Genomic DNA, 15092 nt, shown 5'->3' on the forward strand with positions numbered 1-15092 from the left:
GTGGCCGACATGCTCCGGGAGGCGGGTGAGTGCCTCTCCCCGTCTCCCGGATCCCAACCCCTTCCCGGATCGACCCCGTCGATCCCCCTCACGCCCGGCGATGAGGCCCGTGACAGGAGCAGACGCATGACGGTGGACGCCCCCACCCTCCCCCAGGCGCCGGCGAAGACGCCGCCCCGCGAATCGCACGCCCGCCGCTGGCGCGGCCCCGGCTGGGGCTTCCTCGCCAAGCTCGCCCTGATGGCCCTCGTGAACGCCTTCGGCGTGATGACGCTGCTGAGCGCGTTCCGCGTCGAGTCGTGGGTCGTGTTCTCGGCGACGCTCGTGCTGATCCTGGCCGCCGACGTCGTCTACTTCACCAAGCGCGCGCTGCCGCTGAAGTATCTGCTGCCGGGCCTGGCGTTCCTGCTCGTCTTCCAGGTCTTCATCTTCGGCTACACCGCGTACATCGCCTTCACCAACTACGGCACCGGTCACGCCGGCACCCAGGAGCAGGCGGTCGAGGCTGCGCTCATCCAGGGCGAGCGTCGCATCGAGGACTCCCCCACCTATCCCCTCTCGGTCGTCGAGCGCGTCGGCGAGGTCGGCTTCGCGATCGTCGACGAGAACGGCGACGTGCTCGTCGGCTCTGCCGAGCAGCCTCTCGAGGAGGCCCGCGGCGCCGAGGTCGGCAGCGCCGGCTCCCCCACGGAGGTCCCCGGCTGGGACGTCGTGCCGCGCGCCACGGTCATCACCGACGCCGCCTTGCAGGAGCAGATCGCGAGCCTTCGCGTGCCGGTCTCCGAAGACCCCAACGACGGCTCGATCCGCACGCGTGACGGTTCTTCGGGCGCGGTCTACGAATCGACGCTGGTATGGGATGCCGAGGCCCAGACCATCACCGACACCACCACCGGCACCGTCTACACCGCGAACGACCAGGGGCTGTTCGTCGCCGAGGACGGCTCGGCGCTGCCCACGGGCTGGTATGTCAACGTCGGGTTCGAGAACTTCTTCCGGCTGTTCACCGACCCCGCGCTCGCGCAGACGCTGCTGTCCGTCACCGTCTGGACGTTCGTCTTCGCGACGCTGTCAGTCGTGCTGCCCTTTGCGCTCGGGCTCCTGCTCGCGCTCATCTACAACGACGCGCGTCTCAAGGGCCGCCGGTTCCTCAGAACGCTGTACATCCTGCCGTACGCGTTCCCCGCGTTCATGTCGGCGCTGCTGTTTCGCGGCATGTTCAACGCCGAGTTCGGCGTGATCAACGATCTGTTCTTCTTCGGTGCGAACATCAACTGGCTCGGGGACCCGTGGCTCGCCCGCGCGGCCGTCGTCTGGGTGAACCTCTGGCTCACGTACCCGTACTACTTCCTCGTGTGCACCGGCGCGCTGCAGGCGCTCCCGCAGGACACCCTCGAGGCGGCCTCCCTCGACGGCGCCGGCCGCTCGCGGCAGCTGCGCTCGATCATCCTGCCGCTCGTGCTCGTGGCCACCGCGCCCCTGCTGATCTCGTCGTTCGCGTTCAGCTTCAACAACTTCACCGTCATCTACATGTTCAACAACGGCGGCCCGGCGATCCCCGGCGCCCCGTACGCGCTCGGGGCCACCGACATCCTCATCTCCGCCATCTACGACATCTCCGGCGTGTCAGGCGGCGCCGCGGACTACGGCCTCGCGAGCGCCTTGTCGATCCTCGTGTTCGCCGTCGTCGGGGGCATCTCGGCGATCGCGTTCCGTCAGACCCGCAAGCTCGAGGAGTTCCAGTGATGTCCACCGCCACCGATGTCGCCACGGGACCGACCACCCGCACCCCCGGCGCGCTCCGCGACCGCCGCTCCGCACGCCGGCGCCGCTGGCTGCTCGAGGTCGGCTGGAAGTACCTGCTCGCCGTCGTCGTGATCTTCTACGCGATCTTCCCGCTCGTGTACGTGCTGTCGGCGTCACTGAACCCCAACGGCACGCTCGCCGCCAGCAACGCCCTCTTCAGCGTCGTCGACCTGTCGAACTACGCCGCCCTCGGTGAGACGAGCTTCTGGACCTGGGCGGGCAACACCCTCCTCATCGGCGGCATCGCCTCGGTCGGCGCGGTGCTGATGGGCGCGGCTGCCGCGTACGCGTTCTCGCGCTTCCGGTTCTCGGGCCGCCGTGCGGGGCTCACCGGACTCCTCATCATCCAGATGTTCCCGCAGGCGCTCGCGTTCGTCGCGATCTTCCTGATGCTGCTGGGTCTCGGCGAGGTCGTGCCGGCCCTCGGCCTCAACTCCAAGATCGCGCTCATCTGCGTGTACCTCGGCGGCGCGCTCGGCGTGAACACGTTCCTCATGTACGGCTTCTTCAACACGGTGCCGATCGAGATCGACGAGTCCGCCAAGATCGACGGCGCATCCCACGCCCAGATCTTCTGGCGGCTGATCTTCCCGCTCGTGACGCCCATCCTCGCGGTCGTCGCGCTGCTGGCCTTCATCGCGGCGTTCGGCGACTACATCATCGCCAAGATCGTGCTCGTCTCGGAGGAGAACTGGACCCTCGCGGTCGGAATGTACCAGTGGGTCTCGAACCAGCTCGCCTCCAACTGGGGTCTGTTCGCCGCCGGCGCGGTGATCGCCGCGATCCCCGTGCTCGTCCTGTTCCTGTCGCTGCAGCGCTACATCGTCGGCGGCCTCACCGCGGGGTCCGTCAAGGGCTGAGCCTCAGCCCACCCCTGGATCAACGTCGATCGGAGAGCCCCCGTGCCTCACCACCCTCGATCCGCGCGCCTCGCGGCGGCCGCGGCATCCCTCGCCCTGGACATCACCGGGCTCGCAGCGGCACCCGCCGCCGCAGACGACGGCCCCGTCGAGGCCGGCATCACCGTCCCCAAGGTCGAGAACCTTCCGGCGGACTTCATCAGCGGCGTCGACGTGTCATCGGCGATCGCGCTCGAGGCGTCCGGCGTCGTGTTCCGCGACGCAGCCGGGCGGCCCGCCGACCTGTTCGACGTCCTCGCCGATGCCGGCATCACCGACGTCCGCGTGCGCGTGTGGAACGATCCGTTCGACGCCGCCGGCAACGGATACGGTGGCGGTGACAACGACGTCGCCCACGCCGTCGAGATCGGCAGGCGCGCGACGGATGCCGGACTCGGCGTCCTCGTCGACTTCCACTACTCGGACTTCTGGGCCGACCCCGCCAAGCAGCAGGCCCCGAAGGCCTGGGCGGCCGCGACCCCAGCCCAGAAGGCCGTCGCGGTGACGGACTTCACGACGCATGCGCTGGAGGAGCTCAAGACCGCGGGCGTCGACGTGCAGATGGTGCAGGTCGGCAACGAGACCAACAACGCGGTCGCCGGCGTCAGCGGGTGGGACGGCATGGCGCGGATCTTCTCCGCCGGATCGGCGGCCGTGCGCACGGTGTTCCCCGAGGCCCTGGTGGCGGTGCACTTCACCAACCCCGAGTCCGCCGGGCGATACGCCGGCTACGCGGCGAACCTCGCGTCTCGCGGCGTCGACTACGACGTGTTCGCCTCGAGCTACTACCCGTACTGGCACGGCACCGTCGCGAACCTCACCGCAGTGCTCGAGGACGTCGCCGACACCTACGGCAAGAAGGTCATGGTGGCCGAGACCTCGTGGGCATACACGCTCGAGGACGGCGACGGCCACGGCAACGTCATCGACCTCCCCGCAGAGGCCACGCAGTACCCGGTCAGCGTGCAGGGGCAGGCGGACGCCGTGCGCGACGTGATCCAGGCGGTCGCGGACGTCGGCGCGGCGGGCATCGGCGTCTTCTACTGGGAGCCCGCGTGGCTCCCCGTCGGACCGCCCTCCGCACTCGACGCGAACAAGGCGCTGTGGGAGACGCACGGGTCGGGCTGGGCCTCGAGCTTTGCCGGCGAGTACGACCCCGACGACGCCGGCCAGTGGTACGGCGGCTCCGCGTGGGACAACCAGGCGCTGTTCGCGCACGACGGCACGCCGCTGGAGTCGCTCAACGTCTTCGCGTACGCCCGCACCGGCGCGGTCGCGCCGCGCGAGGTCACCGCGGTCGCGCCGGTGAGCCTCACCATCGCGGAGGGCGATGCGGTCATCCTGCCCGCGACCGTGACGGTGTCGTACAACGACGGCTCGTCCGAGATGCAGCCGGTCACATGGTCCGACACTGCGAAGTGGATCGAGGGCCCCGGCACCTACACGATCCCAGGCGTCACCGCGTCGGGGCTCGCAGCGACGGCCACGGTCGTGGTCGCCGAGGCGAACCTGCTGCGCAGCCCCGGCTTCGAAGGCGACAACAGCGCCTGGACGAAGACCGGAGCAGGCCTCACCGTCGGTGCGTGGGACGACCCGCGCACCGGGGAGCACTCCGCGCACTTCTGGGCCGCGGACGCGTACTCCTTCACCCTCTCGCAGCGCGTGGACGGCGTCCCGGCCGGCTCGTACGTCGTGCGCGGTGCACTGCAGGGCGACGGAGAGGATGCCGCGAGCGGCGTGCGTCTGAGCGTCTCGAGCGCGTCGGGCGAGGCATCCATCCCCTTCTCGATGGACGGGTGGCGCAACTGGTCGGTGCCGACCACCGCACCGATCGACGTCCCCGCGGGCGGCAGCGTGACGGTCACCGTCACCGCGGCCCTCTCGGGCGGCGCGTGGGGCACGATCGACGACGTCGAGCTCGTGCGGGCCACGCCCACCGGCGTCGACACCTCCGCCCTCGCCGCGGCGCTCGCGGACGCCGAGGGGGTCGACCGATCCGCGTACACGCCGGCCACCGCGGCAGGGCTGCAGGCGGCGATCGAACGCGCGCACATCGTGCTGGCGGCGAATGCCCCGTCCCTGGGCGCGGTGGACGGCGCGACGACAGCCCTGGTCGACGCCGTCGACGGGCTCCTGGTGCGCGACACGGCCACCGGCGCCCCGGGACGCGGCATCCTGTCGCACGACAACGGGTGGGACACCGGCCTCGAGGACGGTGCGTACACCGTGCGCATGAACCTCTGGTGGGGCGAGAACGCGACGAAGCTGCGTGTGTTCGAGAACGGCGAGCGCATCGCCACCGTGGCGCTCGGGTACGGTGGCGTCGGCGCGCAGTCGGCCGAGATCCCGGTCACCGGGAAGAGGAACGGCGTCTACGTCTACACCGGCGAGCTCGTGAACTCGCAGGGCACCACTGCGCTGGAGCCCGTCACCGTCACGGTCACCGACGCGTCGCCCGCGAAGCCCGTGCTGAGCCATGACAACAAGGACGGCGACGGCACCTACACGCTGACCGCCGATCTGTGGTGGGGCACGAACGCGACGACCTACCGCTTCTACGAGGGCGACACCCTGGTGGGCGAGGGCGCGCTCGTCGCGGCGACGCCGGGCGCGCAACGTGCGACGCTCTCCGTCACCGGCGCCACGCGTGGCACGCACGGCTACCGCGTCGTCTTCGCGAACGACGCCGGCGCGACCACGAGCAAGGCCCTCGCCGTCGTCGTACGCAAATAGCGCCGGTCGCGGATCGTTTTCCGCGGCGCAGGAGCATGGATGCCGGGGGTCGCGCCGAACCCCGGCATCCGGTATGTTCGCCCTCAAGTCGATGATCCGTGCGCTCTCGCGGGTCTCGACGGGAGGCTGTGGGGGCCTCGGCGCCTGGCGACGGCCCTTTTCCTGGGGAGGAAAACGCCATGTCGCGTGCTCGTGTGATCTCGCTGGTCGGAATCGGGGCGCTCGTCGGCGCTCTGCTGGTGCCCTTGGCGGGAGCGGGGGCGGCGTCGGCTGCCACACTCCAGCCCTCAGGGCTCCAGACGGGATTCCAGCTCGACGGCGACAAGGAGGGAGGCACCCCGCCGACCAGCTTCGACTGGAACTCGTTCCTCAGCGCACCGGTCCCCGACGGCGGCTACACGTTCACGCCGACGGGGGCGTACACGACCGCGGCCGGACTCGCGTCGTCCGGCGTCCTGGATGCCACGTTCGGCTGGGACAACGGAAACCTCGACGGCGCCTGCCCCGCGACCGCGCCCGATGCGACAGGGTCGCCGGGCTCCCAGACCCCCGACACCATTCCGTGGGCGCCCGGTAGCGCCAATGTCAACGACAAGGGCAACATGTGCAGCACGGGAGCTGCGTACGAGGTCGTCGTCGATGCGCAGGGTGTCCGCCACGCGATCCTCTACTCCTACTGGACGCGCCTCGTCGGCAACGGGAGCCTGAGCCTCCTCCAGAACCTCGAGGGTCCCGCCGCCGGCCGCTGCGACGACGTGCTCGTCGTCTTCGATTACGAGGCCAGTCTCGGGACCGTGACCGTGCATTTCCGCCGGTGGACGCCGAACGCGAACGACGGATGCGCGAACCCGAACGGCGCCGGACAGTGGCTGCCCACCGGGCAGGCCATCGACTTCGCGTACGCCGTCGGCGTGCGCACCGAGGGGCCGATGCCCGTCGGCAACCAGCCGCAGGCGACGTTCGGCGAGTTCGCCGTCGACCTCACCACGGCCGGCCTGTTCAACCCCGACTCCTGCACCACGTTCGAGGTGTCGACCGAGCTCTCCCGCACCGGATCCGATTTCGGCGCGCAGACGCAGGATTACCTCGACGCCGCCGACCCCCTCGTGCTCTCCAACTGCGGTTCGCTGAGCGTCACGAAGGACGTCGTGCCCGCCGGCTACGAGTCGGCCGACCGCTTCGGCTATCGCGTCGACCGCGCGGGCGGCGGCATCGTGCTGCCGGACACGGATGCCCGGCAGATCGTGGATGATCTCGGCATCGGCGAGACCGACACGTTCCAGAACGTCCTGGGTGGGACCGATTACCGACTGTCGGAGACCGTGGCGGCGCCGTGGCAGCAGCAGTCGGTCGTCTGCACGACGAGCCAACCGGGAACCGGCCAGCCGGTGGTGGTCGCGTTGGCCAGCCCGACGGATCCGTTCACCGTCTTCCCGAACACGCAGACCGACTGCGTCATCACCAACGCCACCTCGACTGTGACCGTGACGAAGCAGACGCTGCCCGACGGGTCGCCGCAGGAATTCGACTTCACCGTCGGCGCGAACTCGACGACGCTCACCGACGGCGAGAGCGTCACGTACGCGTTCACGCCGGGCACCACGGTGGTCATCGGCGAGACCATCCCCGACGGGTGGATGGACAGTCCCGACATCACCTGCTCCGACGAGAACGCGGTCATCACGCCGACGACCGCGAGCGCACAGGTGACCACTGTCGCCGGGCAGGATATCCGGTGTGTGTTCACGAACACACAGATGGGAAACATCCGGATCAGCAAGGAAGCCTTCGGCACGCCGGCGAACTCCGTCTTCAACTTCACCGGCACGTGGCCCGGGCTTCCCGCCGGAGGCGGGTTCTCGATCGACGCCGTCACCGGTGACGGGACCAACTACTACTCGGCCGTCTACCCGGTGGCGCCCGGCAACTACTCGGTGACCGAGCCCGCGGGTCAGCACGACACCGAACTGGGCTCGCTGATCTGCACGATTGAAGGCGTCCCCGTTCCGTTCGAGACCGCGACCGCCAACTTCACGGTCGCACCCGGTGACACGGTGACCTGCTTCTACGTCAACGCGATGCCCGGCCGAATCCTCGTCGTGAAGCTCAGCGATCCGTTCCCGTATGAGCAGCCCTTCGCCTTCACATTCACCCCGCCGACCCCGGGCGCGCCGACGAATTTCCCGCTGACACCGAAGCCCGGTTTCGCGACATGGGACAGCGGGACGCTCGCGGCCGGTGCATACACGATCACGGAAGCAGCCGTCCCGAACTGGACATTGACAGACGTCACGTGCGACCCGATCGCTGGGAGCACAGCCGCCCCCGTGAACGGCGGAGTCACGGTGAATCTCGCGGCGGGAGACATCGTGGAGTGCACCTTCACGAACGTCGCGACCCCGGCGCAGCTGACACTGAAGAAGACCGCGACGGGCATCGCCGACGGCTATCCCTGGTCGTTCGACTTCCTCGTCACGAACGTGGACTCTGGAGAGGCCGACGAGGTCACGCTCGACTCGGAGACCCCGCCCGAAGTCCTCACCGAGATCGTCCCCGGGGCCCGGTACACGGTCGTCGAGGTTCCATCGGACGGCTGGACGAGCGGGATCACCTGCAGCCTGGGAACGGCGATGGAGGACGGATCGGGCTGGGAGTTCACCGCCGCGCCGGGTGACGTCCTCACGTGCGATGCGACAAACGACGCCGACCCGGCGAGCCTGTCGTTGACCAAGACGGTCGACGGCGTCACCGACGACTACGAGTGGGCGTTCGACTTCACGCTCGACCCCGCCGACGGCGTCGCACCCGGCGCAACGCAGACCGTGGAGGGTACGGGTCCTGTCGCGGCCGACCCGATCGAGTGGACGAACCTGCTTGCCGGCGAGACGTACACGATCGCCGAACAGCAGGTGCCCGGCTGGACGCCGGGCGCCCTCACCTGCACGGGAGCCCAGGATACGAACCCCGATCCGGTGGCGGTGACCTTCGTCGCCCAGCCCGGTGGCAAGATCAGCTGCGAGATCGAGAACACCCCCGAGCCGATCGACATCACTATCCTTAAGGCGGCGCGGGGCGGCGATGCCACGTTCCAGTACGTGCTCACGCCGCTCGACCCCGCCGGCGAGGCCATCGTGTCGTCCGTCGTAACTGAGGGCGGCTTCGGCACCGCGACCTTCACAGGTCTCACCGCACGCGGGCTGTACTCGCTCGCCGAGCGCGATCTACCCGGGTGGATCGAGGGCGAGCTCTTCTGCAACGTCGCCCACGCCGACGGCGATGTCGACAACATCAACATCGCGCGCTTCCGCGTGGAGCCCGGCGACGAGATCGAGTGCGAGATCGAGAACTACGCGGTCGGCCGCATCGTCGTGGTCAAGAACGTCGAAGGCGCCGATGGCGTGTTCGACTTCACGGGCACGTGGCTCGATCCGGAGGACTTCTCGATCGAGACGTCCGGGGGCACCGGCTCCGCCACGTTCGCAGAGCTCGCACCCGGCGAGTACGAGGTGAGCGAGGTCACGCCTGACGGCTACGACAACACCGACCTCGTCTGCGTCGACGGCCGCCCGCTGGGCGGCGAGTCGACGGTGGACGGGCTCGTCGGGTCGATCGTGCTCGATCCGGGCGAGACGGTCGTCTGCACGTTCACGAACACGCAGTGGGGCTCGCTCATCGTCGACAAGGCGACGCTGCCCGCCGGCTCGACGCAGGAGTTCAACTTCGAGTGGGGTCCCGACGGCGAGGCGTTCACGCTCACCGATGAGGCCGACCCGTACTCGACGGGACTCATCGCCCCCGGCTCGTACACCGTCACCGAGACGAGCGACCTCGAGCGCTGGCTGCTCGATGACATCGAGTGCGTCGGGTCGGACGGCGACCCGGTGATCGAAGGGGCATCGGTGTCGGTGGAGGTGCCGCTGCGGGCCGCCGTGTACTGCACGTTCGTGAACGCGTACCTGGCCCCGCTCGAGATCGAGAAGACAGTGACATCGGGGCCGACGAAGCAGGCGGACGGCACGTTCGCGATCGCGTACTCGGTGACCGTCACGAACCCGGGCGCACTCGCCGACACCTACGACCTCGACGACGAGCTCCGCTTCGGGAGCGGCATCACCGTCGTCTCGGCCCACGTGTCGTCCGTCGAGGGTCTTCCGGTCAACGCCGGATGGGACGGCGTCGCCGATCTGCGGATCGCCACGGGCACGACGATCGACGGCGGCCTGACGCACACCTACGACGTGAAAGCCACCGCGCGGGTGTCGTCGACGATCACCACCGATCAGGCGGACTGCACGACCGGATCCGACGCGGAGGGCACCGGGCTCCTCAACGCGGCGACGGTTCTCTTCACGGGCGGGGACGCCACCGCGACGGCCTGCGCGCCGGTGCCGGCGGTCCTCCCACCGACGGGCGTGACCCTGACCGCGCTGTGGGTGGGCCTCACGATGCTCGCGGGCGGCGTGATCCTGTTCGCGATCCGCCGGCGGCGCTACCCGCGGACGGAGAGCGCGGCCTGATAGAGCTCGCGGCTGGAGTGTCCGGTCAGTCCGGACACTTCGGCCGCGGCCTCTTTCAAGCGCGTGCCGCCGCGGACGAGTTCGAGCACCTGCGTGACCGCGTCGGGGAACGCCACGCCGCGCGCGGGCGCACCTTCCACGACGATCACGAGCTCACCGCGGACGCCGCCCGCGGCCCACGCCGCGAGCTCGGCGAGCGTGCCGCGCGCGACCTCCTCGTGCAGCTTCGTCAGCTCACGGCAGACCGCGCCGCGACGTTCGTCGCCGAAGGCGGCCGCCATGTCGGCGAGCGTCGCGGCGACGCGCGACGGCGCCTCGAAGAAGACCATCGTGCGCGGCTCGGTGCTCAGCGCGCGCAGCGCCGCCCCGCGCTCCCCCGCCTTGCGGGCCACGAAGCCCTCGAACGTGAAGCGGTCGGTGGGCAGCCCTGAGACGGCCAGCGCCGTCACGACCGCGCTCGGCCCGGGGATCGCGGTGACGTCGACGCCGGCCGCCGCGGCCGCCGCGACGAGGCCGTAGCCGGGGTCGCTCACCGTGGGCATGCCCGCATCGCTCAGCACGAGCACGTCCTGCCCGCGCGCGAGCTCCACGAGCTCGGGCGCGCGCTCCTTCTCGTTGTGGTCGTGCAGCGCGATCAGCCGCGGGCGGTTCGCGATGCCGAGTGCGGCCAGCAGACGCTGGGTCGTGCGGGTGTCCTCCGCGGCGACGACGGTCGCCTCTTCAAGGGCCTCGACGAGCCGGCGGGACGCGTCCCCGAGGTTTCCGATCGGGGTCGCCGCGAGGATGATCACCCCCTCAGCCTAAACTTGACCGGGTGACGGATGCCCCGCGGCTCGAGGCCGACCAGCCCGCCGCGCCGCCGAACCCCCCGGCACGACCGAGCCTGTACGACCGCTTCGCCCGCCGGCTGAGCGAGGACGCACGCGCTCGGCGGCTGTATCGGTGGCTCGGTCCTGCGGTCGTGCTGGTGATCGCCGCGGTCCTGCGGCTGTGGAACCTCGCCGCAGCGCACGACCTCATGAACCAGTTCGACGAGACGTACTACGTCAAGGACGCCTGGACGCTGCTCAACCTCGGGTACGAGGCATCCTGGCCCGCGGGCGCCAACGAGAGCTTCCTCTCGGGCGATGTGGACGTGTTCACGACCGATCCGTCGTTCGTCGTGCATCCGCCGCTCGGCAAGTGGATCATCGCGCTCGGCATGGCGGTGCTCGGCCCCGACTCGGGCTGGGGCTGGCGCATCACGACGGCGCTCCTCGGCATCGCGTCGGTGCTGCTGCTCATGCTCATCGCGAAGCGCCTCACCCGCTCGACCACGTTCGCCGTCGTGGCGGGGCTCTTCATGGCGGTCGACGGCCTCGCCGTCTCGATGAGCCGCATCGCACTGCTCGACACGTCGCTGACGTTCTTCGTGCTGCTCGCCGTCCTGTTCGTGCTGCGCGACCGCGAGCGCACGATGACGCGCATCGCCCAGGCCGTCGCGGCGCGCTACGACGGTGACACGCCGCCCTCCTGGGGGCCCGTCCTGTGGAACCGGCCCTGGATCATCGCTGCGGGCGCCGCGCTCGGGGCGGCCAGCGCCGTGAAGTGGTCCGGCGCGTGGGTGCTCGCCGGCCTCGGGGTCTACCTCGTCGTCACGGACGCGCTGGCCCGGCGCCGCGCGGGCGTGCTGTTCTGGCCGACGGATGCGGTGCGCCAGGGTCTCGCGACGTTCGTGCTGTTCGTCCCGGTGGCCCTCGTCGTCTACGTCGCGTCGTGGTCGGGATGGCTGTTCAGCTCAGGCGGCTACGACCGCCAGGCCGGGAGCAACCCGCTCGAGAGCCTCTGGATCTATCACGTCGCGATGTACAAGTCGACCGCCGGCATCACGTCGGGGCACTCCTACGCGAGCCCCGCATGGCAGTGGCCGCTGCTGTGGCGTCCCACCGGCGTCTACTACCACCACGATGCGCTGGGCGTGAACGGCTGCACCGCGCCGAGCGGCTGCGTCGACGTGATCTCCACGATGCCCAATCCGCTGATCTGGTACGCCGGGGTGGCCGCCGTGCTCTACCTCGCGTACCGCTTCGTGGTGGCGCGCGACTGGCGTTACGCCCTCGTGCTCACCGGTGTCGCGGTCACCTACGTGCCGTGGCTGTTCCTGCCCGATCGCACGATCTTCCAGTTCTACACGGTGCTGGTCCTGCCGTTCATGCTGCTCGCGCTCACGTTCGCCCTCAAGGACATCGCCGGTCCTCCCTCGGCCGACTCCTACCGCCGGCTCACGGGCCAGCGCCTCGTGCTGGTGTTCCTCTTCGTCGCGCTCGCGCTGTCGGCGTTCTGGTACCCGATCATCTCCGCGATGACCGTGCCCTACGACTTCTGGCACGTGCACATGTGGGTGCCCAGCTGGGTGTGAGCCGGGCTCAGGCCTGCAGGTCCGCGACCTCGGTCACCGGCAGCCGGCACGTGAAGTCCCGGCAGTCGTACGCCGTCGGGCGTCCGTCGCGCTGCCCCTTCTCGGCGAACAGCTCGAATCCCGCTTCAGCCCACGAGAGCGACTGCTCCGGCGACACGATGGCCACGACATCGGCACGGATGCTGCGCGCCGCCGTCGCGAGCGGGGCCCGGGCATCGTCCGTGACGACGACGACCTGCCGCGGCGGCTCGGCGAGACCTGCCGCGACCCTCAGGAGCGCGCCGTACGCGAGCGGCTGGGCGAGGGCTGCGGGTGCGTGGGCGGCGACGAGCCGCTCGGCGATCGACCGATAGCGGTCCCCCGCGCCCAGCACCCAGAGCGCCGCGGCGGCCGCCGCGACCGACGCGGCCCCGGACGGCTCATCGGCGTCGGAGGCGGCATCCGGCGCGCCGATCCCCTGCCGGGACAGCACCGGATCTCCCCCTCCGGGGACGGCGACACGGTGCTCCTCGTGCACGCATGCGTCGATCAGCTCCCGCGCCCGCGCGGCGTAGGCGACCTCCCCCGTGGCGACGGCGAGGGAGATGAGCCCCATGGCGAGCTGGCCGTGGTCGGCGAGCGTCGCGTGCGCGCGCGACGGCACCTCGTCGAGGGAGGCGCGCAGCAGCCGGCCGTCCGCGGTGACGTTGACCTCGAGCACGGCGTCCGCCGCCCAGCGCGCCGACTCGATCCACGACGGCTCGCCCAGCCGTGCGCCGGCTCGCGCGAGGGCCGAGATGGCGAGGCCGTTCCAGCCGCTGACCACCTTGCCGTCGACGGCCGGGGCCTCGAGACCGGCCCGGGCCGCGGCATCCCGTGCGTAGTAGCCGCCCTCGCTGCGAGCACCGTCGATCCACGACTCCGAGTCCTGCGCGGCGCCGAAGCCTCCGCCCGGCTGCTGCAGCACATCGCGCAGGAACCCGGCGATGCCGCGAGCGACGTCGTCGCGGGGCGCGACCGCGTCCATCGCGACGTCGAGCAGCTGGGCGTTGTCGGTCAGCATCCGCTCATAGTGCGGCACCGTCCAGTCGGGCCGGGTCGCGTAGCGGAAGAACCCGCCCTCGACGGCATCGCGCAGCGGCGAGGAGGCCATCGCGCCGAGGGCACGCTCGGCGACGGCGGATGCCTCGGGGGCGTGCTCGCGGACGATCCGCGTCTGCAGGAAGCGGAGCGCCGTGGCGACGGGGAACTTCGGGGCGCCGGCGCCGGGCTCGCCGAACCCGCCGTGCCGCGGATCCTCCCGACCCGCGAGGGAGCGTGCAGCGCCGATCAGGTCATCGGCGGACGGCGTCGTCGCCTCCGGGGCGGGCGTGGAGTCGCGGACCTCCGCGAGAGCACCGGCGACGGCATCCGCCGTCTCGTCGATCTGCTCGCGCCGCTCGGTCCACGCCTCGTGCACTGCGGCGAGAACCTGCCGGAACGCCGGCATGCCGGCGCGCGGCTGCGGCGGGAAGTAGGTGCCGGCGTAGAAGGGCCGCCCCTCGGGCGTCGCGAACACGGTCAGCGGCCAGCCGAGGCTCGGCGAGAACGCGGAGGCTGCGGCCATGTAGGCGGCGTCGACCTCGGGGTGCTCCTCGCGGTCGACCTTGATCGAGACGAAGCCGGCGTCGAGCTCGGCGGCGGTCGTCTCGTCCTCGAACGACTCCCGGGCCATCACATGGCACCAGTGGCATGTCGAGTAGCCGATCGACACCATGACCGGCACGTCCCGGCGTCGTGCCTCGGCGAACGCCTCCTCGCCCCACGGAAACCACGCGACCGGATTGCCCGCGTGGGCTCTCAGGTACGGGCTCGTCGCTTCCGCGAGGCGAGGGTTCACGGCATCCGCTCCCGCTCGCGAGCGGTCAGTTGACCTCGTCGGGGTGCGCGCTCACGCGCCCCGTGCCGTCGCCCGGCTCCATCGCGTCGATGGCGGCGATCTCGTCGGCGCTGAGCTCGAAGTCGAACACGTCGAGGTTCTCCTCGAGGCGCTCGCGCCGCACCGACTTCGGGAAGACGATGAAGCCCTTCTGGAGGTGCCAGCGCAGCACCGCCTGCGCCGGCGTCTTGCCGTGCGCCGCAGCGGCCGCGGCGACCGGCGCCGCGCCGAACAGGTCGTACTTGCCCTGCCCGAGGGGTCCCCACGACTCGATCTTCACGTCGTGGGCGGCGGCCCAGTCCGTGATGTCGCGCTGCTGGTGGGCGGGGTGCAGCTCGATCTGGTTGACGGCCGGAACCACCCCGGTGGCCGCCACGATCTTCTCGAGGTGCGGCACGAGGTGGTTCGAGACGCCGATGCTGCGGGTGAAGCCGGCGCCCCGCAGCTCGATGAGCTTCTCCCACGCGTGCAGGTAGTTGTCCTGCGCGGGCGTCGGCCAGTGCACGAGGTACAGGTCGACCTGCTCGAGTCCGAGCTTGGCGAGGCTCTCCACGATCGCGGCGTGGGGCTCGTCGCCGTCGTGGCGGTCGTTCCAGAGCTTGGTGGTGATGAACAGCTCGTCGCGCGCGATCCCGCTTGCCGCGATGGCCGCGCCCACGCCCTCTTCGTTGCCGTAGATCGCGGCGGTGTCGATGTGCCGGTAGCCGACCTCGAGCGCCTCGGCGACGGCCCGCTCGGTGTCCGCCGGCGGCACCTTGAAGACGCCGTAGCCGAGCTGAGGGATCGTGTTGCCGTCGTTGAGGGTCACGCTGGGGACTGTCATGGTTCCCAGCCTAGGCGCG

General features: G+C 70.5%; 8 protein-coding genes. 5 read left to right on the forward strand and 3 right to left on the reverse strand.

Annotated elements, in window-relative coordinates; all coding sequences use genetic code 11:
• Window positions 1-126 precede the first annotated feature (126 nt).
• From AC3A46_RS00620 to AC3A46_RS00635, 4 genes are all read left to right on the forward strand, one after another.
• On the forward strand, window positions 127-1746 hold the full coding sequence (locus AC3A46_RS00620; protein ID WP_487663318.1) for an ABC transporter permease subunit: 1620 nt from the start codon (window positions 127-129) through the stop codon (window positions 1744-1746).
• Entirely contained in the window at window positions 1746-2666 is a 921-nt protein-coding gene (locus AC3A46_RS00625; protein WP_487663319.1) for a sugar ABC transporter permease, read from the forward strand. Before AC3A46_RS00620 ends, AC3A46_RS00625 begins: the two co-directional genes overlap by 1 nt.
• 42 nt (window positions 2667-2708) lie before the next feature.
• Window positions 2709-5438 carry a glycosyl hydrolase 53 family protein gene (locus tag AC3A46_RS00630; RefSeq protein ID WP_487663320.1) on the forward strand — a complete coding sequence of 910 codons (2730 nt, stop codon included), beginning with the start codon at window positions 2709-2711 and terminating at the stop codon, window positions 5436-5438.
• A 179-nt stretch (window positions 5439-5617) separates the two neighbouring features.
• A complete protein-coding gene (locus AC3A46_RS00635; RefSeq protein ID WP_487663321.1) occupies window positions 5618-9955 on the forward strand; it encodes a prealbumin-like fold domain-containing protein in 4338 nt (1445 codons plus the stop codon).
• Here the strand turns inward: AC3A46_RS00635 and rsmI are convergent.
• Window positions 9928-10746, reverse strand: a complete 819-nt coding sequence (rsmI, locus tag AC3A46_RS00640) for a 16S rRNA (cytidine(1402)-2'-O)-methyltransferase (RefSeq protein ID WP_487663322.1) — start codon at window positions 10744-10746, stop codon at window positions 9928-9930. The two genes, AC3A46_RS00635 and rsmI, sit on opposite strands and share 28 nt — an antisense overlap.
• Window positions 10747-10769: 23 nt before the next feature.
• Between rsmI and AC3A46_RS00645 the strand changes: the two genes are divergently transcribed.
• Window positions 10770-12353, forward strand: a complete 1584-nt coding sequence (locus AC3A46_RS00645; protein WP_487663323.1) for a dolichyl-phosphate-mannose--protein mannosyltransferase — start codon at window positions 10770-10772, stop codon at window positions 12351-12353.
• 7 nt (window positions 12354-12360) lie between these two features.
• On the opposite strand, the gene AC3A46_RS00650 is transcribed toward AC3A46_RS00645, so the two are convergent.
• Both AC3A46_RS00650 and AC3A46_RS00655 read right to left on the reverse strand, forming a co-directional pair.
• Window positions 12361-14211, reverse strand: a complete 1851-nt coding sequence (locus AC3A46_RS00650) for a thioredoxin domain-containing protein (RefSeq protein WP_487663324.1) — start codon at window positions 14209-14211, stop codon at window positions 12361-12363.
• Between the two features lie 25 nt (window positions 14212-14236).
• Window positions 14237-15073: an aldo/keto reductase gene (locus AC3A46_RS00655; protein WP_487663325.1), complete on the reverse strand. Its 837-nt coding sequence runs from the start codon at window positions 15071-15073 to the stop codon at window positions 14237-14239.
• Window positions 15074-15092: the final 19 nt, after the last annotated feature.

The sequence above is a fragment of the Microbacterium sp. Soil_C_42 genome (genome assembly GCF_057656735.1).